We start from the raw sequence: 21,911 nt of genomic DNA, 5'->3' as shown, positions 1-21,911 counted from the left end.
GGATCATGCTCTGGCTCGCTCCCGGCTGGAAGGTCAGCCGGGAGCCATTGCTCGGGAGGAGCATACTTCACAATTCAACGACCTGCCGTCGCCGACAGCTGCAGTTTCTGCCTGGCACCAAGCGCCAGGGCCTTCAGGATCAAGGCACAGGATGTGGCGCCGGCATCGAGGACGCCGAGCGAGCGTTCGCCCAGGCGGCTGGCCCGGCCAATCTTCGCCACCAGATCCTTCGTGCCGTCGCGACCCTTTTCGGCCGCGACAACCAGCGCATCCAGGGCTTCCGGGAACGGCTTGCCGTCGGCGTTGGCGCCGTCGAAAGCCTCGATGGCCGGAACGAGGGTATCAAGCAGCGTCTTGTCGCCGACCTTGGCGGATCCGATCGCCTGGACGCCTTCAAGACCGTTGGTTAGCATGGCACTGAAGGTCTTTGCGTCGATGGACGGCGATGTCTCGATGGTTTCGGCGAATTGCGTGAACATGACGCCGTAGAGTGGTCCCATCGAGCCACCGATCTCCGTCATCAACACCGTGCCCAGCGTATCGAGCGCCGTGGCCAGCGACACGTCGTTGCCCCTGATTCGCTCCGCGGCCATGCCGAAGCCCTTGGCCATGTTGACGCCGTGGTCGCCGTCACCGATCTTGCCGTCGATCTCGCTCAGATAGGCCCGATTTTCGATGATCCGATCCGCGATCGAAAGAACGATGTCGCCGGCGGAAGCGTTGTCAAAGTGCTGCATTCGTCTGTCTCCTAGAGCCTTGCGGGACAATCGACGTCCACGTCCAGCAGCCTTTTCAGTTCGGCGTCGAGCGCCATGACCGTGAGCGTGGCTCCGACCATTTCCAGCGAGGTGAAATAGTTGCCGATGTAGGTTCTGTAGATGTTCAATCCGCGCCCGGCGATTTCCTGTTCGATCGTGCCGTTGAGGATGTAGAGTTCGTTGACCGGCGTTGCGCCGAGGCCGGACACCAGGATCGCAACCTCGGTTCCGGCCGCAAGGTCATGATCGTCCAGGACGATCTTGACCATGTCCCGCGCGATCTCGGCCGCGGGCTTCAGCGGCTCGATCCTGACGCCCGGTTCACCGTGATGGCCGATGCCGACTTCCATCGTGCCCGGTTCGATCAGAAAGTTGGGGTGCCCCACGGCGGGCAGCGTACAAGGGCCAAGGCCAACACCAATCGAGCGGCAGTTGTCGATCGCCCTTTGCGCCACTGCCTGCACGTCCGCGAGATCGGCACTTTCCGCGGCCTTGGCGCCGGCGCATTTCCACATGAAGATCTCGCCGGCAACGCCGCGGCGCTTGTGGCGCTCATCCGGTCCCGCCGAGCACACATCGTCGTTGGCAACGACCGTTGCGATCTCGATGCCGTCCTTGGCGGCGAGCTTGATGGCCATTTTCACATTCATGTTGTCGCCGGCATAATTACCGTACAGGCAGACGACACCCTTGCCGCCATTGGCTTCGCGCGCGGCGTCGAAGAAGCTCTTTGCTGTCGGCGACGAAAACAGCTCGCCGACCGCAACCGCGTCCAGCATGTTGCGTCCGGCATAGCCGATGAAGGCAGGCTCGTGGCCGGAGCCGCCGCCGGTGATGACGCCGACCTTGCCGCTGACCGGCGCCTGGCGGGCGACGATGACGCGGGGATTGTCGCCGAGCCTGACGATGTCGGCATGCGCCTTGACGAAGCCCTTGACCGTATCCTCGACGACCTCGTCGGGATTGTTGATAAACCGCTGCATTGTTGCTCCAATCTTGCGCCGGTCAGATTATGGTGTAGCCGCCATCGACCAGCAGGTCGGCGCCGTTGATCATGTCGGCGGCGTTCGATGCCAGAAACACCGCCGCGGCGGCTATTTCTTCGGGGAAGGCAAAGCGGCCGGTCGGAATGCGTTGCTTCAGCGCCTCGCCACGTGGGCCGTCCCAGGCTTTTTTGCCAAGCTCGGTCAGAACCACGGTAGGCGATATCGTATTCACGGTGATGCCATGCTTGCCCCATTCGGCGGCCAGCGTCTTGGACAGGCCGATGACGCCGAATTTCGAGGCGCAATAGGCAACGTGCTGGTCGATCGCGACGGTGCCGGCCTGCGACGCCATGTTGATGATCTTGCCGCCTTTGCCGGCCTTGATCAGGACGCGTCCCGCGGCCTGGGACACAAGGAACGTTCCCTTAAGATTGATGGCGATGGTCTTGTCCCAGGCATCGAGACTGAGCTCCTCGGCGGGAGCAAGCATAACGACGCCGGCGCTGTTGACGACGATGTCTATGTGACCGAAAGCGGCTTGCGCCGCGGCAAACACGGCCTCCACGGATTGCGGATCGGACACATCGCAGACGAAGGACTTCGCGCCGTTGCCGAGTTCGTCGGCCTTCGATCGCGCAACCGATTCATTGATATCGATCACGCCGACCGCAGCCCCTTTCTCGGCAAATGCCGAGGCAATCGCACTGCCGATGCCGGAGGCGCCGCCGGTGACCAGAGCGACCTTGCCGCCAAGTGAAAAGTTGAGATCAACCCGTACTGAATCCGTCATGGTTCTCTTCTCGGCCTGTTGAAAAGTGGGGTGTGCAGGAAAGCACACCCCAGGGCTGCGTTACTTGCGCGTCGCAAGAAGCTTGTCGACGTTTTCCGCCGTCACCGGCGTCCATGGCACATTGTAGATCTTCTCCTTGCCGTCCTTCCACGGCATGTCCTTGTAGGTTGCCCAGATGTCGGACTGTGGTTTGTAGTCGCCCTTCTTGGCATTGAAGATGGCAAGATCGAGCGCGCCTTGTGCCTGGGCGCGCGCGTCCTGAAGGATCGATGTCATCTCGCCGGCCTTGACGGCGTGCAGCGCATCGGTGATGCCGTCGATGCCGGCAATGGCGAAGCTCTTCACGTCCAGGCCTGCGGCCTTGATCGCCTCGATCGCCCCGAGCGCCATTTCGTCGTTCTGGCCGATCACGCCATTGATCTGCTTGGGGTGCGCGGTGAGCCAGTTTTCCATCAGCGTCTGGGCTTCGGCGCGCGACCAGTTTGCTGTCTGATCTTCGAGGATCTTGACATCCGGGCACTCGGCAAGCGCCTTCTTGTTGCCTTCGAGACGAGAGATCTGCGCGGACTGCCCCACTGGTCCTTCGAGGATGACCACATTGCCCTTGCAGCCGATCTTGTCGAGCACGGTCTTGGCTTCCATGTAGCCAGAGATCGTGTCGTCGGATCCGACATAAGAGGCCAGCAGGTCGGAATTGACGCGGGTGTTCGAGCCGACAACCGGGATGCCGGCATCGGCGGCCGACTGCACGGCAGCCGCGCCCGCGTCGACATCGATCGGCGCGAAGATGATCGCATTGTATTTCTGCGTGACCATCGTCTTGAACTGGTCCTGCTGGACCAGGGCATCATAGCGGCCGTCGAAGATCGTCAGCTCGACTTCACCGCTCTTGACGGCCGGATGATCCTGAAGCGCTGCCGCCCAGATCTGCATGAACTCGGCATTCAATCCGTAAGGCGCCGCGCCGATCTTGATCTTCTCCTGCGCCATGGCCGGCGAGGCCAACAACGCGGTCGCGGATGCGAGCGCTATCATCAATCTTTTCATTTCGTACCTCCACCTTAAGTGAGCGACCGACATGGTTCGCCTATCAACGGACACGCGTTGTGCAGGTCCGATCCCGAAAGGGGGCTTAGGCCCCGTAGTTTCTCTTCTGGTCGAGCATCACGGCGCCGACGATGAGGGCGCCCTTGAGCACTTGCTGGTAATAGGATTGGATTCCCATCAGGTCGAGGCCGTTGTTCATGACGCCGATGATCAGCGCGCCAATCAGCGTGCCGGTCACCCGGCCGACCCCTCCCGAAAGGCTGGTTCCTCCGATCACCACCGCCGCGATCGCGTCCAGTTCATAGGCAATGCCGGCCTGCGGCAGCGCGGAGCCGGTGCGGGCGCTGAGCAGCATTCCGGCGAGGCCGGCAAGACCGCCGGAGATGACATAGACGACGAACTGAATGCGGGTCGTGTTGATGCCCGAGGTCCTGGCGGCGTGAGGGTTGCCGCCAACGGCATAGATGTAACGGCCGAAGCGGGTCCGGTTGAGGATCCACCAGGAGACGGCGAACACCACCACCAGAATGATGACCGGTGCGGGCAAGCCAAGGACGTCGCCCGTGCCGATCCAGCGAAAGGCCGGCGTCAGCGCGGGAACAGGTCGGCCGCCGCCATAGATCAGCGTCAGTCCGCGTGCCGCCGACAGCATGCCGAGCGTCGCCACGAAGGCCGGCACGGAAAACCGCGACACAATCACGCCGGAGACGGCGCCGCAGGCAACGCCGACCAGCAGGCCGATGCCGAGGCCGAAGACGACAGGGTAGGGCGCGCCTGCAATCCCGGCGGTGGCGGATGTGGTGACGAAGCTGGCGCTGATGAGGCCGGCAAGCGCGACGATGGAACCGACCGAAAGGTCGATGCCGCGCGTGAGGATCACGAAGGTCATGCCGATGGCGAGGACACCGTTGATAGAGGTCTGCAACAGCACGTTGGAGATGTTGCCGGCGGTCAAAAAGAACTCGTTGGAGACCGACAGCACGGCCGCCAGGATGAGGAACGCAAGGAAGATGCCGTATTCCTGGATCAGCATCCGGCGCTGCTCCGAACCGAGCCAGCCATTCGTATTCTCCTTGTCGCCAACCGACATTACTGACTCCTCTGCTGCCGGACGGGCACCCAGTCCTTGCTCATGTTGAAAGGTGGACGAGTGATTGGGCATCCGTTTCCTCCCGGCTGTAGATGCCGGCGCTTCGGCCGGCGCGCATCACCATGATCCGATCCGACATGCCCAGAACCTCGTCGATTTCCGACGAGATCATGACCACCGTGCCGCCGACAGCGGCGAATTCGCAGATGATTCGATAGATTTCACGCTTGGCGCCGACGTCGACGCCGCGGGTCGGCTCGTCCAGAAGAAGGACCTTCGGATTTCGAAGGAACCATTTGCCCAGCACCACCTTCTGCTGGTTGCCGCCTGAAAGGCCGGAAACCGGCATCGTGTCGCGCGCCGCCTTGATCTGAAACCGCTCCTGCATCTGCTGGCTTGCCTGCGCCTCCCGGGCGCGATCCATGGCAAAGGCAGGGCTCATTTCCGGCAGGCTCGCCATGCAAATGTTGGCACGAACGGAGGCGCTCGGATTGAGGCCGGTCAGCTTGCGGTCCTCGGTGACCAGTGCCAGCCCATGCGCCATGGCATCCGATGGCTTCGAAACGGCTATCTTCACTCCGTCGACCGAGACGCTTCCCGCCGAAGGCTTGTCGAGCCCGAACAGACAATTGAAGATCTCCGTCCGTCCGGCGCCCATCAGGCCGTAGATGCCGAAGATCTCGCCCTTGCGCACGGAGAAGGAGATATCCTCGATTTTGTTGGGGCAACTCAGCCCGGCAACTTCGAGGCCGGTTTCCAAGGTGGGTGTGTTGGTCTTGATGTATTCTTCCGACAGCTCGCGGCCGACGATCATGCGAATGAGACCGGGTCGGTCGATGTCGGCCAGCGTCCCGCTGCCGACATAGGCCCCGTCGCGAAAGACCGTGTAGGAATCGGCGATCTGGAAGATCTCCGACAGCCGGTGGGAAACATAGACGATGCCGCGGCCCTGGGCCTGCAGGCGGCGGATCGCCGCAAACAGATGCTGCGCCTCGCGCTCGCCGATCGCCGAGGTCGGCTCATCCATGAAGATGACCTCGGCATCGTGGCTGAGCGCCTTGGCAATCTCGACGAGCTGCATCTGCGCGACCGAGAGGGTCATCATGTATTGCGTGGCTCGGATATCGAATTCGAGATCGTCCAGCAGCTTCTGCGCGGACCGGTTCATCGCGCGGAAATCGATGCCGCCGAACCGCGCCGAAGGCTCGCGGCCGAGATAGATGTTCTCCGCAACCGACATGTGAGGGACGGGGCTGAGTTCCTGCTCGATAATGGCAATGCCCGAGGCCAATGCGTCGGCCGGGCCTGCGAATTCCACGTCCTTGCCGCGGCGGCGGATCGAGCCGGCATCGCGCTTGAGGATACCCATCAGGGTCTTGAGAAAGGTCGACTTGCCCGCGCCGTTGCCGCCGCAGAGTGCATGGACGGTGCCGGCGCGAAGTTGAAGGCGGCCCTCGCGCAGGGCTGCGACGCCACCGAAGGACTTCTTCAGCCCTTCCACCTCGAGCAAAAATTCCAATTTCTCTCTCCCATGGACGCCCGGCACCCTCCCTTGGCGCGAGCGGATCGACACGACTGGTCTTCGTTCCTCGATGTCGATTTTTACAATAGTCGATTAGAGATCGACAAATGTCAAGCAGTGGGAGGATATAAGAAAGCTCACCGTTGGCCGCAGGTCGAAATGTCTGGTGAGCACGCCCCGAGCAAGGTCCCCAACGCCGTTGAAGGCGTTGAACGGACGAACAGCAAAAACGGAAGGAAGGACCAATGAAGATTGCAGTCGGCGCCGACAGCGCAGGAAAGCCGCTTCTGGATGTGATTGCGGCACATATGGCCGGCAAGGCCGGCGTCACGGTAACGGATCTTAGCCAGCCTGGCTTTTACGCCGACATCTCGCAGAGGCTTGCTCAACGGGTTGCTGATGGCGAATTCGAGCGCGGTTTGCGGCCGTCAGTCTAGCGCGCTTCCCCGACGATTGCCGAAGTGTCCACTGCTTCATCTCTATCCGTTTCTCAAGTTGTAAGTACGCTGGTCGTTAAAGCTGGCATCCCGAAGCGTTTGGTTCTGGATGCGGTTCGCGAGTCTCCTGGGGAAGGTCTGTTTGTCAGGGAACCGTCTTCTAGGATTTCGATCACCTACGACGCAGGGCATTAGACACGAGGCGCTATTCGGATTCGCACATCGAGCTTTACCGATAGGACCGAAGAACGAAGTCTTGAATAAGGTCACCCGCTCGGGGCGGTGTCCCCCTGAAGATCCTGAGGGGAATGCATCCTGACGACCGTGGCCGCCACTATCGATCGGATCATCCGGCCCTGTCCGCTTGGGGCCAAATGGCGCAAGTTGTGGCGTGAAATGGCCCGCTGACGGTACTTTTCGAAGCGGAGTAGGGCGCTCCGTTAGGCGCGGCAAAGTGCAAAAAAACGTCCGATTGACGTCGATAGTTGGTGAAACCTCAAAATATTTTCTGCGGCGATTTCCCCTTCAAAATCAAAGCGTAACTTTTTGATGGTCTCAATGTCGGAGTTTGCACGGCGCTGAAAAATATTTGCCAGTGACTTCAATGGCTTATACGCTGTTTTAACAATCGAGTGGGAGTGAGGGTACAAACGGCGGCAATAGCGTAGTTTCGGCGGCGAATTTCGCCGTCGCGCAATGTTGTTGCAGTCCGTACCTTACTCCGCAGAGCTGGCGTTCTCCGTTTCTGCCTCGGTGGTTCGATCTGCGCCCAGTTTCCGGATGATGTAAAATCGCTTTAGAGGGCGGGAGTGCTCTAGCTGTTTAGTCCCGGCATTTGCTGGAGCGGATCGAGTTTGAAGCGTTCCGGTTGTGACGCCCACGCCTTGCAGATGAACTCGTAGGGCGTAAGGCCTTTGAGGGTCTGAGCCTGCGACCGAAGTTGTAGGCCGAGATGAAGTCGGCAAGATGCTGGCGGAGTTGGTCGTGGCTCTCGTAATAGAAACGCCTGACGGTTGCATCCTTGATAGTCCGGTTCATCCTCTCGACCTGGCCGTTGGTCCACGGATGCCTTGCCTTGGTCGTTCGGTGCTCGATGTCGTTCGTGGCGCAAGCCTATTCGAAGGCATGGGCCCAGAAGCGTTCGCCGTTTGCGATGGCCTCCTTGATCAATGGCACGGCCGAACCGCCGGCGCCGGGCGTCGTGAACTGGATACCGTTGTCGGTGAGGACAGTGTGGACCTTGTAGGGCACGGCCGCGATCAGGCGCAGTAGGAAGTCTCTCGATATGGCGGTGGTGGCCTTCTCATGCAGTTCGACGAAGGCGAATTTCGAGGTGCGGTCGATAGCGACGAACATGTGCAGCTTGCCCTGTTCTGTGCGCACCTCGGCGACGTCGATGTGGAAGTAGCCGATCGGATAGCTCTTGAACTTCTTCTTCGCCGGCTTGTCGCCTTCTACGTCCGGCAGGCGGCTGATGCCGTGGCGCTGCAGGCAGCGATGCAGTGATGAGCGCGTCAGGTGTGGGATCGTCGGTTGTAAGGCATAGAGGCAGTCATCGAGTGGCAACAGAGTGTAGCGCCGGAAGGCGACTATGACGGCCTCCTCCTCGGGCAAGAGCACTGTCGATCTAGGCTCTCTCGGACCGGTCGGCAAATCTGCCACCGAGGTCCGTTCCCGCCATTTGGCAACAGTCTTTTGGTTGACCCCGTAGCGCTTCGCCAGCGCCCTCAGGCTCTCTTGACTATGCTGTATCGCTCGACGGACCGCCTCTGTCGTCGTGGCGCTCCCATGAAGAACCTGGCCCATAGCGCATCCCTTGATTCGGAGGACAAGGATGCCCATCAAAATCTGGGATCAAACATCTAGTCCCTCATCGCTCACGCCTCGACGTAGAATACCAACTGGGGCACGTATATCGGTCTGGTTGACCATGCTGCTTCAAAGCCTTGCTGCCGAGCAGCGTAGCGCCTCATATCAGCCGTTGCGCGATACTGTGCGCCGCCTGGAAGCAGACATCGTCCGAGATTCGGGATGTTCGGAATTTTCAGGCCACGTCCCGCCGAACTGGCTTGCCGCCATCAGCCGCGAACACCGCGCTCGCCTCGCTGACGATAGAGACATGATCCCTGGCGGCCTTGCCCGCAGCAGCGCCGTCTCCGCGCATGATTGCGGTGACGATTAGCTCGTGTTCCTGCCAGGATTTGGCCAACCGTCCGGGCAGCATGAACTGAGCGCGCCGGAAGGGTGCCAACCGGCTGCGGGTCATCACGGTGAGATCGTGGATATGCGGGTTGTGGGCACCACGATAGAGCCGGGTGTGGAACTCGGTATTGAAATACTCGTAGTCCTCCTCGGCGCCCAGTTGCACCATCCGCGCCGAAGCCTGATGCTCGATCTCGAGCGAGCGGCGCTCGGCACTGGTCATGCGCTCGGCCGAGAAGCGCGCGCAGATCGCCTCCAGTTCGGCCATGCTCTCGAACATCGAGGCGAGATGCTCTTGCGTCACGACAGCCACGATAGCACCCCGGTTGGGCCGCCTTTCGACCAGCCCCATGGCGCTGAGGTGGCCGAGCGCCTCCCTGACCGGGGTGCGTGATACGTCGAAGCGGGCGGCGAGGGAGGTCTCGTCGAGCTTTTCGCCGGGGCGTAGGTAGCCGGTGACGATCCGGTCCCCGATCGCCCTCACCATCTGATCCACGGTCTTGCCCGACCTGATCAAGTTGCGCTTCCCCGACAAATCTCCTCCGCCCCGTCTTCTTGTGGAGGGTCGACGCAGCGGCCCATCGACTCAACATACCCCTGTATGCCTCTATTTTAATCTGCCTGTCAAATTGGCTGTTTTCAAGGCAAGAAGTGCATGCAATTGCCCGCTACATAAGCAGGCTCTTTAAAGGTACGATTGATTCCATTCATTAATTTCGCCAAAGAAACTGGCATGGCGATTGCATGCACTTTGTTGACGGCATGTTAACCGGCCCGGAAAGGGTCCTTACAGGGGAGCATTCACAATGACCGCGAGATTCACGCTTAACCGCCGCGAGCTACTCAAGACCTCCGCCGCTGGAGCCGCACTCGGGCTTGCCTCCGCTGCCTTCCCCATCAGCAGGGCCTTTGCCGCTGCCGCCACCGTCGGCTTCATCTATGTCGGGCCGAAGGACGACTACGGCTACAACCAGGCGCATGCCGAAGGGGCGGCGGCGTTGAAGGGTATCGAGGGCATCTCCATCGTCGAGGAGGAGAACGTGCCGGAGACGGTCGACGTCCAGAAGACGGTGGAATCGATGATCAATCTCGACGGCGCCTCGCTGATCTTCCCGACCTCGTTCGGCTATTTCGACCCCCACATGCTGGCCATGTGCACGAAATTCCCCGACGTGCAGTTCCGCCATTGCGGTGGCATGTGGGACAAGGCCAAGCACCCGATGAATGCCGGCTCCTATTTCGGCTATATCGGTATGGGCCAGTATCTCAACGGCGTTGTCGCCGGCCACACCTCCAAGACGAAGAAGCTCGGCTTCGTCGCCGCCAAGCCGATCCCGCAGGTGCTGCTCAACATCAATTCCTTCCTGCTCGGCGCGCGCTCGGTTGATCCGACCATCACTTGCCAGGTCATTTTCACCGGCGAATGGTCGCTGGCGGTCAAGGAAGCGGAAGCCACCAACGCACTGGTCGACCAGGGCGCCGACGTTATTAGCTGCCATGTCGATAGCCCGAAAGTGGTGGTCGAGACGACCGCCGGCCGTGGGGCCTTCGTGTGCGGCTATCACGCCAACCAGAGCCCGCTGGCGCCGGAAAAATACCTCACCGGGGCCGAGTGGAACTGGGCCAAGGTCTACAAGATGTTCGTCGACGACCTCATCGCCGGCACGCCACTGCCCAACTTCACGCGCGGTGGCCTGGCCGACGGCTTCGTCAAGATGAGCCCGCTCGGTCCCGCCGTCGGCGAGCCGGCGCGCAAGCAGTTCGACGCCACGCTGGCCGAAATGATGAACGGCGGCTTCGCCGTCATCAAGGGACCGCTGAAGAGCAACAAGGGGGCTGTCGTCGCCACCGCGAGCCAAGCATTCCCGGAGACCGCGATCGAACTCGAAAGCATGGATTATCTGGTCGAGGGCGTCGTCGGTTCGACCGCCTGATCTGAGGGGGTGGGGCGATGACGGACACGATGACAGGGGCCGGCATGCCGGCACTCTTCAGCGCCAAGGCCTATTCGGCGGCGGTGGAATGGATTGCGCGGCGGGCGGAGGCTTTGGTCATTCCGCTCGCGGCGCTGATCGTCGGCATGGCGCTGTTCAGCCTGTTCATTGTGCTCGTCGGCAAGTCGCCGATCCTGCTCTACGAGACCATGTGGCGCGGCGGCTTCGGCTCCTGGTTCTCGGTCCAGAACTCGCTGTCGCGCGCCGCTCCCCTGCTGCTGGCCGCGCTCTGCGTGGCCCTGCCGGCCCGGCTCGGCCTCGTCGTCATCGGCGGCGAGGGTGCAATCGTGCTCGGCGGCGTCGCCGCTGCGGCAGCCGGCACTGCGCTCAGCGGCGGGCCATCGTCAATCGTCATTCTTGCCATGGGCGTGGCGGGCATGGCCGCCGGCGGCATCTGGATCGGTGCCGTCGGCGCGCTGCGCCATTATCGGGCCGTCAACGAAACCATTTCCAGCCTGCTGATGGCCTACATCGCCATCGCGCTGATGAACCAGCTGGTGGAAGGGCCGTTGCGCGACCCGGCCTCGCTCAACAAGCCGTCAACGCAGCCGCTGGCGGACATCTACCGCATCGGCAACATTCCGGGCATGGACGTGCATTGGGGGCTGGTTGTCGGTGTCGTCGCCTGCATCCTCTCCTGGTTGCTCATCGAAAAGACCCGCTGGGGTTTTGCCGCGCGCATCGCCGGCGGCAATGTGCGGGCAGCACAGGTACAGGGGCTGGCCGTCGGGCCGCTGATCGTCGGCTTCACCGCGCTCGCTGGCGGCTTTGCCGGGCTTGCCGGCATGCTGGAGGTCGCCGCCGTGCAGGGGAGCGCCAACGCCTCGCTTTCCGCCGGCTATGGTTACACCGGCATCCTTGTCGCCTTCCTGGCCCGCCACAATCCGCTGGCCATCATTCCGTTCGCCATCCTGCTTGGCGGCATCGACGCCTCGGGCGGGCTGATACAGCGCCGCATGGACCTGCCCGACGCCACGGTGCTGGTGCTGCAAGGCATGATCTTCATCGTCATCCTGTTCAGCGAAACCCTCTACGGCCGCTTCAAGGCCTTCAATCCCGATCTTTGGAAAAGACCCGATCTCGTGAAGGGAGCCGCCTGATGGACGCGACCGAGATCGGCCTCTGGGGCGTGCCGCTGGCCGTGCTCGGCGGCGCCATCCGCGTGTCGACGCCCTTCATCTTCGTCTCGCTGGGCGAGGCGATCACCGAGCGTTCGGGTCGCATCAATCTGGGGCTCGAAGGCACGCTGGTCTTCGGTGCGATGACCGCCTATGCGGTGGCGGTGATGACGGGCTCGCCATGGCTCGGCCTCATCGCCGCCGCCTTCGCCGGCCTGTGCTTCGGCCTGTTCCATGGCTGGATCTGCAGATTCCCGAAAGTCAACGACATCGCCGTCGGCATCGCGCTGATGCTGTTCGGCTCGGGTCTCGCCTTCTTCTTCGGCAAGCCGTTTATCAAGCCGAAGGCGCCCAATCTGCCGGCCATTCCCTTCGGCGGCTGGTCCGACATTCCGCAGGTGCAAGCCGCACTCGACGTCAACGTGCTGTTCCTGATCGGCGCGGTGCTGTCGGTCATCCTGTGGTGGGCGTTCCGCAACACCCGCGCCGGCCTCATCGTGCGCGTCGTCGGCGACAGTTCGGACGCGGCACGCGCCATGGGCCTCAACCCCGATACGGTGCGGCTGCTCGCCACCGGTGTCGGTGGCGCGCTGGCCGGCATTGGCGGCGCCTACCTGTCGCTCTACTATCCCGGCAGCTGGACCGAACGCATCTCGTCGGGCCAGGGCCTGATGGCGGTGGCGCTGGTCATCTTCGCGCGCTGGAACCCGCTCGGCTGCTTTGCTGCAGCGCTTTTGTTCGGCGGGGCGGGAGCTCTCGGCCCGGCGCTTCAATCGGTCGGCGTCACGCAGGGCTACTACATGTTCTACGCCGCTCCCTACATCCTCACCCTCATCATCATGATCGCCACCTCGTCGCCGACACGAACGCTTGCGGGCGCGCCGGGCGAATTGTCGATCACCAAATGACTGGAGTTTTGCCGATGAACGCCAGAGCCGAAGTCACTCAGCATACGATCGACGCCGAGCCTTATCCTTGGCCCTACAATGGCGACCTGCGGCCCGACAACACGGCGCTGATCATCATCGACATGCAGACCGATTTCTGCGGGCCGGGCGGCTATGTCGACCATATGGGCTACGATCTGTCGCTGGTGCGCGCACCGATCGAGCCGATCAAGTTGGTGCTGTCGACGATGCGAGCCAAGGGCTACACCATCATCCACACGCGCGAGGGGCACAGGCCCGATCTCGCCGACCTGCCGGCCAACAAGCGCTGGCGCTCGCGCCGCATCAATGCCGGCATCGGCGACCCTGGCCCGTGCGGGCGCATCCTGGTGCGCGGCGAGCCGGGCTGGGACATCATCCCCGACCTTTACCCGACCGAGGGCGAGCCGATCATCGATAAGCCCGGCAAGGGCTCGTTCTGCGCCACCGACCTGGAGCTCATCCTCAATCAGCGCGGCATCGAGAACATCGTGCTGACCGGCATCACCACGGATGTCTGCGTGCACACCACCATGCGCGAGGCCAACGACCGCGGCTATGAATGCATGATGCTGGAGGATTGCTGCGGGGCGACCGACTACGACAACCATCTGGCGGCGATCAAGATGATCAAGATGCAGGGCGGCGTTTTCGGCACGGTGTCGAATTCCAAGGCGCTTGTCGCGCAGTTGCCATGAGGAGGCCGCGATGAATGACAGGAAAGCGGTCGGCGTCGAGACCATCGGCATGACCATGCGCTTCGGCGCCTTCACGGCGCTGGATGCCGTGTCGGTGAAGGTGCCGGCGGGCTCCTTCCACGCGCTGCTCGGCGAGAACGGCGCCGGCAAGTCGACGCTGGTCAAATGCATGATGGGTTTTTATCACCCGACATCAGGCGACCTGCTGGTCGATGGCCGCGAGGTGGCGATCGCTAGTCCGCGCGACGCCTCGGCGCTCGGGCTCGGTATGGTCTATCAGCATTTTACGCTGGTGCCGTCGCTGACCGGTGCGGAAAACCTCGTCATCTCGCGCGAGAAGGTTCCGGGCATTATCGATTGGCGTAGGGAACGAGCCGACCTTGCCGTGTTCATGGAGCGCATGCCGTTCAAGCTGCCGCTCGACGTTAAGGTGGCGGAACTCGCCGCCGGCGAAAAGCAGAAGCTCGAAATCATCAAGCAGCTCTATCTTGGCCGCAGCTTTCTAGTGCTGGACGAGCCAACCTCGGTGCTGACGCCCGGTGAGGCGCAGGAGGTGCTGGGGCTGGTGCGCGACATGACCAAGGCCGGCGACCTCACCGTGCTGATGATTTCGCACAAATTCCATGAGGTCACCGCCTTCGCCGACGATGTCAGCGTGCTGCGCAAGGGCAGGCTGACGGGAACCGGCCGCGTCGCCGACCTCGACCACAAGGCGATGGCGGCGATGATGATCGGCGACCAGCCGATCGCCGCGCTCGACAGTCGCGCGGCGCCGAAACCCGATGCCGAGATCGTGCTCAAGGTCAAATCGCTGAAGGCGCCGGACCGCACCGGGCTGAAGTCGATCCGCATCGAGAATCTCGGCGTGCGTTCGGGCGAGATCGTCGGCATCGCCGGCATTTCCGGCAATGGCCAGAAGGAATTCCTCGAGGTCCTGGCCGGCCAGCGGCCGCGCGACGGTGGCGAGGTGCTGGTACGCGGCTCCGCCTATGCGGCGACGCGGGCCGAGGCGCGCGCGCTCAATGTGCGGCTCATCCCGGAAGAGCCGCTGAAGAATGCCTGCGCGCCAAAAATGACGGTGGCCGAGAACATCTCCTTCCGCACCTTCGACATCGACGGCAACGGCAGGCCGGTGAACTGGATCAGCGCCAGCGCCATACGCGCGTTCAGCGCCAAGCTGGTCGAGCAGTTCAAGGTCAAGACCGCCTCGCTATCCTCGCCCATCGCCTCGCTGTCGGGCGGCAATGTGCAGCGCGCCGTGCTGGCGCGCGAACTGACCGGCGAGGTCGACCTGCTGATCGTCTCCAACCCGTGCTTCGGCCTCGACTTCTCGGCGGTGGCCGAAATCCGCGCCCGCATCATGAAGGCGCGCAATGCGGGTGCGGCAGTGCTGCTGATGTCGGAGGACCTCGACGAGCTTTTGGAACTGTCCGACCGCATTTTCGTCATGTCGGACGGCGCGCTGGTCTACGAGACGCCGATCGCGCAAGCGAGCGTGCAGACCATCGGCGAGCATATGGCGGGACATCACTGATGGCGGAGATTGATGCGCAGCCGTTCGCCTTCTCCTTCAAGCCGCAGACGATGGCGCTGGTCGTCATCGACATGCAGCGCGATTTCGCCGAGCCCGGCGGCTTCGGCGCCAGCCTTGGCAACGACGTCAGCCGGGTGGCCGCGATCGTGCCGACGGTGAAGAAACTGATCGAAGGTTTTCGCGCCGCCGGCCTGCCGGTGATCCACACCATGGAGTGCCACCGCGCCGACCTGTCGGACCTGCCGCCGGCCAAGCGCAATCGCGGCAATCCGGCGATCCGCATCGGCGATGTCGGGCCGATGGGCCGCGTGCTGATCGTCGGCGAGCCGGGCACCGCAATCCTCGACGAGCTTGCGCCGCTGCCGGGCGAGATCGTCATCGAAAAGCCCGGCAAGGGCGCCTTCTACGCGACCAGCTTCGGTGGCGAGCTGAAGCGGCTCGGCGCACAGCAGCTGGTTTTCGCCGGCGTCACCACCGAGGTCTGCGTGCAGACGACGATGCGCGAGGCCAATGATCGCGGCTATGAGTGCCTGCTCGCCGAAGACGCGACGGAAAGCTATTTTCCCGAATTCAAGGCGGCGGCACTAGCCATGATCCGGGCGCAGAGCGCCATCGTCGGCTGGACGGCAACGACCGACCAGGTGCTCGAGGGAATTGCCAATGCCTAATTTTGCCTTTGCCGGCCTGCTCGACGGCGGCTGGCGCGATCTCGCGTTCGAATATTTCCGCGACGGCATCAGCGTGCACTGGCTGCTGAAGGGCGGGCCGGTCGAGCCGTCGGTCGCGATCCTGAAATACCGGTCCGGCGCCAGCGTGCCGCGACACCGACATGTCGGGCTGGAAACCATCGTCGTGCTGGAAGGCACCCAGAGCGACGAGAACGGCGACTATCCCGCCGGCAGCGTCATCCTGAACCCGGTCGGCACCGAGCATTCGGTGTGGACGAAGGACGGTTGCGTCGTGCTGATCCAGTGGGACCTGCCGGTGATCATTCTGGAGGAGACGAAATGAGCGATATCCATTTCGACATAGCGAGCCTTCACGCAGCCTATCGGGGAGGCCTCGCCGTTGGCGATGTGATCGCGACGATCTTTACCCGCATCGAAGCGGCCGACGACCCGGGCATCTTCATCCATCTCGCCGCCAAGGCGGATTTCCTAGCCCAGGCCGCGGCACTCGGTCCGTTCGACCCGGCGACAAAGCCGCTCTGGGGCATTCCCTTCGCCGTCAAGGACAACATCGACGTCGCCGGCATGCCCACGACGGCCGCCTGCGCCGAATACACCTATTGGCCCGAGAAAGACGCCACCGTTGTGGCGCGGCTGAAAGCGGCCGGTGCGCTGGTCGTCGGCAAGACCAATCTCGACCAGTTCGCCACCGGCCTAGTCGGCGTGCGCACGCCCTGGCCGATCCCGCGCAATGCCATCGACGAGGCGCTTGTGCCAGGCGGCTCCTCCTCGGGGTCGGCGGTGGCGACGGCGCGCGGCATCGTCTCCTTCGCGCTTGGCACCGACACCGCCGGCTCCGGCCGCATTCCGGCCGGCCTCAACAACATCGTCGGGCTGAAGCCGACGGTCGGCGCGTTGTCGGCCGCCGGCGTCGTGCCGGCCTGCCGCACGCTCGATTGCGTCTCGGTGTTCGCGCTGACCGTCGATGATGCGTATAGGGTGTTCTCCGTTGCCGCCGCGCGCGACGCTGCCGATCCTTATTCGCGTGACATCGCCGTCCAGCCGCTCGCCGCGCGCCAACCGGTGCTGAGCGTCGGCGTGCCTGTAAAAGCGGAGCTCAAATTCTTCGGCGATACGGCCATGCAGACTGGTTTCGAAGCTTCGCTTGCCATTCTGTCGCGGCTTGGCTGCCGGCTGGTCGAAATCCCCTTCGGCGATTTCTACGCCACCGCCAACCTACTCTATGAGGGTGCCTGGGTGGCCGAGCGCTATGCGGCGATCCGCGATTTCATGGAAGCCAACGAAGCCGCCTTGCATCCGGTGACGCGCAAGATCATCGGCGGCGCCAGTAACCTGTCGGCGGCAGACGCCTTCCGCGGCCTCTACGCCTTGCAGGCCTACAAGGCGAAGCTCGCCCCGGTCATCGCCTCGGTCGACCTGTTCTGCGTGCCGACCGCCCCAACGCACTATACCACTGCTACCGTGCTCACCGATCCCGTCGAGACCAACAGCCGGCTCGGCACCTACACCAATTTCGTCAATCTTCTGGACATGTGCGGCATCGCCGTGCCGACCGGCAAGCGCGACGACGGGCTGCCGATGAGCGTGACGCTGCTTGCGGCCGCCGGAGCGGACGGCCTTGTAGCATCCGTCGCGCGCGATCTCCATGCCGCGAGCAGTCTCACCCTCGGCGCGACTGGCTGGCGGCAGCCGAGCGCGCAGCCTGTCGGCGCATCAGTCGAAGATGGCACTATCGAGTTGGTGGTGGTCGGCGCTCACCTCTCGGGAATGCCGCTCAATGGCCATCTCAAGGAGGCTGGTGCCCGGTTCTGCCGGGCAATGAGGACGGCATCTTCATACAAGCTATATGAGCTCGCGGGCCAGACCACGCCCAAGCCGGGACTGGTCCGTGTTGAAAACGGCGGCACTGCGATCGAGGTAGAGGTTTGGCGGCTACCTGCCGACGCATTCGGCCACTTTGTGGCCGCCATCCCGTCGCCCCTGGGCATTGGCAATATAGAGCTTGATGATGGCAGCACCGCCAAAGGTTTTCTAGTGGAATCCGTGGGCTTGCTAGGCGCTTTTGATATCTCGTCATTTGGGGGCTGGCGCCGCTTTCTGTCAGATCGTTCCCGCTTGAACACTTCGTCAACGGAATATGCGGAGGCAAGAGCAGGTGGCGACACCGCCCGCGGCGGTTAAACTTGTGATATCCTTGATCGCGAAGCCGGAAGCTGCCGCTATCGGCCCCGCTTCTGCCTTCACCTCTCGTTTCTCGAGTGCCCAATCAAAACCGAGGAGTAACACGATGGGTTACTCGATTTGATCCCGCCACACACGGTCGCGCACCATGGAATATCGGAAGACCGGTAGGACGAAGCGGCTAGCTCTGCCCGCGAAGATTCTTCGTCCCGTTTCGGCGATCAATCCCGGCGTGGGTCGTAAGGCTTGGCGGCCCGTTGAGCGACGCGCTCGCGGTACCTCGCGTCGGTTCCACTTCGGTTTTCCGGCTTGGTAAGCGTTTCGACAGGCTTCCCGAGGACGACCAGCAGCGTGTCCCATTCTTCCTGGCCGAGCGTCTTGTAGCGGTACTTCAGACCCGGCGAAGCCAAGAGCTGCTCGATCTCAGGCCGCGCGAAAGAGGCCGCAGGGCCAATGCGGCGAAAGCCGCTACGCACGGCATCGGTAGCCGCGGTCAGGTCGCTGAAGCCATACTTGCCCGGATCGTAGACGGAGTACTCGCGCAGCAGCCGCAACAGGTCGGGCACGGCATCGACGCCGCGGTCCCCCTGGCGCTTGATCAGGTCGGTGGCAAAGCGGCTGACCGCCGGATCTGCGAGAATCGCGCGCTCTTCGGGCAGAGGATCGGTGTATGCACCCACAGGGAGGCCGGCCAGGGCATTGATCCAGTGGCGCGCCTCCTTCTTGTCGGTGGCCGCGAGGTAGCGGCGGGCGGCGAGCCGCCGCAGATCGGCGGAGTCGCCATCGACCTGTTTGATGATCGCCCACAGCCCGTCTGGGGATCGCACCCGTGGGTCCTCCAAGACGCGAACCAGCAGGCGCCGGTCGCTTTCGCCGAGCGGCTGGTCGTTCGCGCGGAACGAGTCCATCCATTGATTGGCGAGCGCGAACACGGGACCGCTCACCGGCTTACGCGGATCGTCGAGCGCTCTGGCAAGTTCCTCGCGCGTTCTCGCTTTCGCCGCTTCCATATTCACGCCGCGCGAAACGCTGGTGTGGTCGAGCAGCAGCCGGTTGACCGGAACCTCGGCGTACATCCTTCCGTCACCGAGCCGCAGACGCGCCCAGCCGAACCGGAAGTTCTCGATCCCGCCCGAAGTCCCGATCAGCAACGGCGCCGCCGGGGCAAAGATCGACAGGATCGACTGCCGCAGCAGCACCTGTTCACCGGCGTCGGTGATGGTGAGCGCCTTGCGGTGGGGTGCGGAGGGTTCGAGCGACCAATCCAACCGTCCCGATCGGGGCTTGGAATCGGGCGCGGCAGGGCCGTCCTCGATAGCGATGGTGAAGTCGGGTTCGGGGGCGTCGTCGCTTTGCAGCAGCGCCTTGCCCTCTGACATCATCAGGTTCCATTCGGATTCCAGCGCGCGCTGAGGGGCGAGCGGATCGGAGGCATCGTAGCGCCGCTCTTCCAGCAGGCCATGCCCGATGACGGTGCTTCGTTTTCCGGGCGTCGAGTCCGGCACGACGCGGTAGGTATAGGAATGACCGCGAAGGGTCTGGACGCGGACCGAAGTGACGCCCGGGGTCTTGAGCAAGGCCGCGCACAATGCATCGCAACGGCCCTCGAACGGTCGGGCGAGGAGAATATCGCCCTTGAGCGCAATCGGTGCGTTCGACTGAATGTCCGGCTCCTCCAGGCTGGCCAGCATGCCCCTCGCCCAGGTGAGGCCTGGCTGGGGGATGGTCCAAAACAGTGCCAGCGTCGCGGCGCCCGACATGACGTTCAGAGGAACGCCTGAAAGGAAACTTCCAAGCAGCAAGCAGAACAGCGCGAAAGCGATGCCATACATGAAGGCCGTTGGCATCGACCCGAGGATGAGCCCCGGGATGATCAGGAAACTGCCGATGATGACCAGCCATGGCATTGTCAGCGCCACGAACGCGCCGACGCCGGTGATGATCAAGTAAGTCTTCAACCACATGCGCGGAACCTTACCGCGCAGAATTCAAAAAAGGATAAAGCTACTGATCTCGGGTCGGTGCCGTCTTTCGGCATCCACCCGTTGACGGAATCTCGTTACGCTCACCTCAAAAGGCTGTCGACCGTCCGCCTATGGGGGTTCTGGCGCCCACATCACATGACCGACTCGGGTCGCAAGGGGAACGCCAGCCTTCTAGCCCATCGCGCCCAAACCGGAAGGACAGCAGACGGCCCCAAAGCTGCCGGACTCCAATGCGCCTCATGTCGGCCGTTGAAGTCCAACTTTGCCACGGACCTGAAATGCCCAGGGTCGGAGGACGCGAAGACCGAAATCGCCTTTGGGCGGCAGCGGTCCGATGGCCGATTGTCCCGGAACCTCAGGCCGATCGAAGAGTTGCCATTGCTTCACAAAGGAGAGGCTGATGGTGGAAAAATCGGTCGACAAGAAAGTTGGCAAGCGCCCCGGCAAGGAGCTTGAAGCAGACGCGCGAGGCCAATCAGAAGAGCACCACAAAGGCGGAAAGAACGACGGTGTCTCAAGCGCCAATCCGCGCGTTTTATCAGGCGAGAAGGATGGCGACGCCACATTTCCTCTAAAGCGGGAACAGTGACAGCAGCGTCATTCCAGCGCCGACCGAACCAAATCTCGCCCACGGTTGTCTGCGACTGATTGCGCCCCAGCTGGCCTCGGGAACGAGGCTGGACCAGATAGCTCTGATGTCGCAGCCGATTCAGGGTACAATTTCCGCAATACAGAAACCCTGGCGCTGAAACCAGTGGTTCCAGGCCTAATGAAGAGGACGTCTCATCTCTGGCCTAAACGCTTTGTCGCGCGAAGGTGTTTGGGTGGTGATTATGTTGTTTTCTGTGGAAGAGGCCACCCTCAGTGGCGGTCGTTTTTGTGTGGATAAGACGTGCATGGCCTATTGGTTCTGCGCGTCATGCCGCGCACTCTCACGCAATGAAGGCGGAGTATGTTGAACTGGTTTTGTTCGAGCAGTCTTTCGCCAATATCAATCGGCCGTTTGCCGATCGAGTGGCTGACGTCGCGGAAAAGACTGGTGGCTCTGTTCTGTTCGATATTCGCGTCGAGGACGACACTCGCATTCAAAGGATGGCAGCTATCGGTTATGGCGCAAACGGAACCGTAGCGATCATGATGAACAAGCAGGGACAACTTAGCACCACGCCGGTGAATGGGAACGACGACATTCTCGTTGCCGAACTTACTGCTTGGTGTTCGCTACCGATGGCTAAACAGGTCTGCGTTAGTTACCATGGTGCAGCCGCGCGCCTGCTTGCTAACCTTCTTTGAAACGAAACGTGTTGGCGCGTTTGACACAAGGAGCCACCTCAATGGGCGGGCCAGGCGCCGGGGCCTCAGCGTAAGGGTGTGGCCCTACGATATCTCCAGCGCACGTATGCGGGTTGGTACCCTACTCCGGCGCAATTTCAAATGTCGGGTTTTCTTTACTAGCGAATCGTCATTGCCGCACCAAAGACGCAGTTCCAAGAACAGATTTTGTACTCTTGGCGACAGTCTCTACCCCTGCTGGTATTACAAAGACTGTAGACTTGCGCACAATCCGAACCGCAGCTTTTATGCTCGCCTACGTCCGCTAGAGCGCTTTCATCGATGCTGTCCTTAGAGGTCACACCACATTGATGATTATAACCTGGCAGGCCAGATGACGCGGTCGCGTCGCCACATTGTTCGACGGCGATCGCCGATACATTTGCAAGGGCAACAAGACCGAGAGAAGCTAATATTACAATTGATATGTGGCGCATGATTGCTCCATTCGATCGATGAATTAGTTGAAGAAAGTGGAACAAACATTATTCCATCTTTCATTGTCTTTAAAAAATCAATGTCGCTTGAAGATGCTTCTTCGACAGGATTAATTATCCTCGATGACGGCGCTGCTGTCTTGTGCTATGTTTTGTTCAGCCTGCTGCAAGAATTGCAGCGGTGA

General features: G+C 62.2%; 19 protein-coding genes and 2 pseudogenes. 12 read left to right on the top strand and 9 right to left on the bottom strand.

The genetic code is table 11. From position 1 onward, the window contains the following. Positions 1 to 74: 74 nt before the first annotated feature. The 6 genes from dhaL to AC0L3E_RS25455 form a co-directional block, all read right to left on the bottom strand. A complete protein-coding gene (gene dhaL, locus AC0L3E_RS25480) occupies positions 75 to 737 on the bottom strand; it encodes a dihydroxyacetone kinase subunit DhaL (RefSeq protein ID WP_127330543.1) in 663 nt (220 codons plus the stop codon). An 11-nt stretch (positions 738 to 748) separates the two neighbouring features. Next, entirely contained in the window at positions 749 to 1,741 is a 993-nt protein-coding gene (locus tag AC0L3E_RS25475; protein ID WP_473605877.1) for a dihydroxyacetone kinase subunit DhaK, read from the bottom strand. A gap of 22 nt (positions 1,742 to 1,763) precedes the next feature. Further along, positions 1,764 to 2,534: an SDR family oxidoreductase gene (locus AC0L3E_RS25470; RefSeq protein ID WP_127330539.1), complete on the bottom strand. Its 771-nt coding sequence runs from the start codon at positions 2,532 to 2,534 to the stop codon at positions 1,764 to 1,766. Positions 2,535 to 2,594: 60 nt separating this feature from the next. Continuing rightward, entirely contained in the window at positions 2,595 to 3,581 is a 987-nt protein-coding gene (locus AC0L3E_RS25465; protein ID WP_127330537.1) for a substrate-binding domain-containing protein, read from the bottom strand. Positions 3,582 to 3,666: 85 nt separating this feature from the next. After that, positions 3,667 to 4,671 carry an ABC transporter permease gene (locus AC0L3E_RS25460; RefSeq protein ID WP_127330535.1) on the bottom strand — a complete coding sequence of 335 codons (1,005 nt, stop codon included), beginning with the start codon at positions 4,669 to 4,671 and terminating at the stop codon, positions 3,667 to 3,669. Between the two features lie 40 nt (positions 4,672 to 4,711). Continuing rightward, a complete protein-coding gene (locus AC0L3E_RS25455; RefSeq protein ID WP_127330533.1) occupies positions 4,712 to 6,190 on the bottom strand; it encodes a sugar ABC transporter ATP-binding protein in 1,479 nt (492 codons plus the stop codon). Positions 6,191 to 6,438: 248 nt separating this feature from the next. Between AC0L3E_RS25455 and AC0L3E_RS25450 the strand changes: the two are divergent. After that, positions 6,439 to 6,615, top strand: a pseudogene (locus AC0L3E_RS25450) (RpiB/LacA/LacB family sugar-phosphate isomerase); the annotation flags it as partial. A gap of 829 nt (positions 6,616 to 7,444) precedes the next feature. On the opposite strand, the pseudogene AC0L3E_RS25445 reads toward AC0L3E_RS25450, so the two are convergent. Beyond that, positions 7,445 to 8,436: pseudogene (locus AC0L3E_RS25445) on the bottom strand (IS481 family transposase). A gap of 238 nt (positions 8,437 to 8,674) precedes the next feature. Then, entirely contained in the window at positions 8,675 to 9,349 is a 675-nt protein-coding gene (locus AC0L3E_RS25440; RefSeq protein WP_127323185.1) for a GntR family transcriptional regulator, read from the bottom strand. A 289-nt stretch (positions 9,350 to 9,638) separates the two neighbouring features. Between AC0L3E_RS25440 and AC0L3E_RS25435 the strand changes: the two genes are divergently transcribed. The 8 genes from AC0L3E_RS25435 to atzF are packed head-to-tail and all read left to right on the top strand — an operon-like array spanning position 9,639 to position 17,972. Continuing rightward, on the top strand, positions 9,639 to 10,766 hold the full coding sequence (locus tag AC0L3E_RS25435) for a BMP family ABC transporter substrate-binding protein (RefSeq protein ID WP_128308519.1): 1,128 nt from the start codon (positions 9,639 to 9,641) through the stop codon (positions 10,764 to 10,766). A gap of 29 nt (positions 10,767 to 10,795) precedes the next feature. Next, the gene (locus AC0L3E_RS25430; RefSeq protein ID WP_256747277.1) at positions 10,796 to 11,926 is read left to right on the top strand and encodes an ABC transporter permease; all 1,131 of its coding nucleotides are present in this window, start codon (positions 10,796 to 10,798) and stop codon (positions 11,924 to 11,926) included. Next, on the top strand, positions 11,926 to 12,852 hold the full coding sequence (locus AC0L3E_RS25425) for an ABC transporter permease (protein WP_127321988.1): 927 nt from the start codon (positions 11,926 to 11,928) through the stop codon (positions 12,850 to 12,852). Before AC0L3E_RS25430 ends, AC0L3E_RS25425 begins: the two co-directional genes overlap by 1 nt. A gap of 14 nt (positions 12,853 to 12,866) precedes the next feature. Next, positions 12,867 to 13,568, top strand: a complete 702-nt coding sequence (gene biuH, locus AC0L3E_RS25420) for a biuret amidohydrolase (RefSeq protein WP_127321989.1) — start codon at positions 12,867 to 12,869, stop codon at positions 13,566 to 13,568. A 10-nt stretch (positions 13,569 to 13,578) separates the two neighbouring features. Further along, positions 13,579 to 15,102, top strand: coding sequence for an ABC transporter ATP-binding protein (locus tag AC0L3E_RS25415; RefSeq protein ID WP_127321990.1), 1,524 nt, complete (start codon positions 13,579 to 13,581; stop codon positions 15,100 to 15,102). Further along, the gene (locus AC0L3E_RS25410) at positions 15,102 to 15,770 is read left to right on the top strand and encodes a cysteine hydrolase family protein (RefSeq protein WP_127330531.1); all 669 of its coding nucleotides are present in this window, start codon (positions 15,102 to 15,104) and stop codon (positions 15,768 to 15,770) included. Before AC0L3E_RS25415 ends, AC0L3E_RS25410 begins: the two co-directional genes overlap by 1 nt. Continuing rightward, entirely contained in the window at positions 15,763 to 16,113 is a 351-nt protein-coding gene (locus AC0L3E_RS25405; RefSeq protein ID WP_127330529.1) for a cupin domain-containing protein, read from the top strand. The genes AC0L3E_RS25410 and AC0L3E_RS25405 overlap by 8 nt, the downstream gene beginning before the upstream one ends. After that, positions 16,110 to 17,972: an allophanate hydrolase gene (gene atzF, locus AC0L3E_RS25400; RefSeq protein WP_473605874.1), complete on the top strand. Its 1,863-nt coding sequence runs from the start codon at positions 16,110 to 16,112 to the stop codon at positions 17,970 to 17,972. Before AC0L3E_RS25405 ends, atzF begins: the two co-directional genes overlap by 4 nt. A gap of 221 nt (positions 17,973 to 18,193) precedes the next feature. Here atzF and AC0L3E_RS25395 read toward each other — a convergent pair whose 3' ends face one another. Beyond that, on the bottom strand, positions 18,194 to 19,918 hold the full coding sequence (locus AC0L3E_RS25395) for a hypothetical protein (protein ID WP_292337441.1): 1,725 nt from the start codon (positions 19,916 to 19,918) through the stop codon (positions 18,194 to 18,196). A gap of 439 nt (positions 19,919 to 20,357) precedes the next feature. Between AC0L3E_RS25395 and AC0L3E_RS25390 the strand changes: the two genes are divergently transcribed. The 3 genes from AC0L3E_RS25390 to AC0L3E_RS25380 all read left to right on the top strand — a co-directional run bounded on the left by AC0L3E_RS25390 (position 20,358) and on the right by AC0L3E_RS25380 (position 21,911). Then, positions 20,358 to 20,546: a hypothetical protein gene (locus tag AC0L3E_RS25390; RefSeq protein ID WP_127322616.1), complete on the top strand. Its 189-nt coding sequence runs from the start codon at positions 20,358 to 20,360 to the stop codon at positions 20,544 to 20,546. Positions 20,547 to 20,821: 275 nt separating this feature from the next. Continuing rightward, the gene (locus tag AC0L3E_RS25385; RefSeq protein ID WP_245466439.1) at positions 20,822 to 21,250 is read left to right on the top strand and encodes a hypothetical protein; all 429 of its coding nucleotides are present in this window, start codon (positions 20,822 to 20,824) and stop codon (positions 21,248 to 21,250) included. 478 nt (positions 21,251 to 21,728) lie between these two features. Next, positions 21,729 to 21,911: a hypothetical protein gene (locus AC0L3E_RS25380; protein WP_127322615.1), complete on the top strand. Its 183-nt coding sequence runs from the start codon at positions 21,729 to 21,731 to the stop codon at positions 21,909 to 21,911.

The sequence above is a fragment of the Mesorhizobium sp. WSM4822 genome (assembly GCF_055811155.1).
The sequence above is the reverse complement of the archived record's forward strand: the minus strand, read 5'-3'. Positions and strand labels throughout refer to the sequence as shown.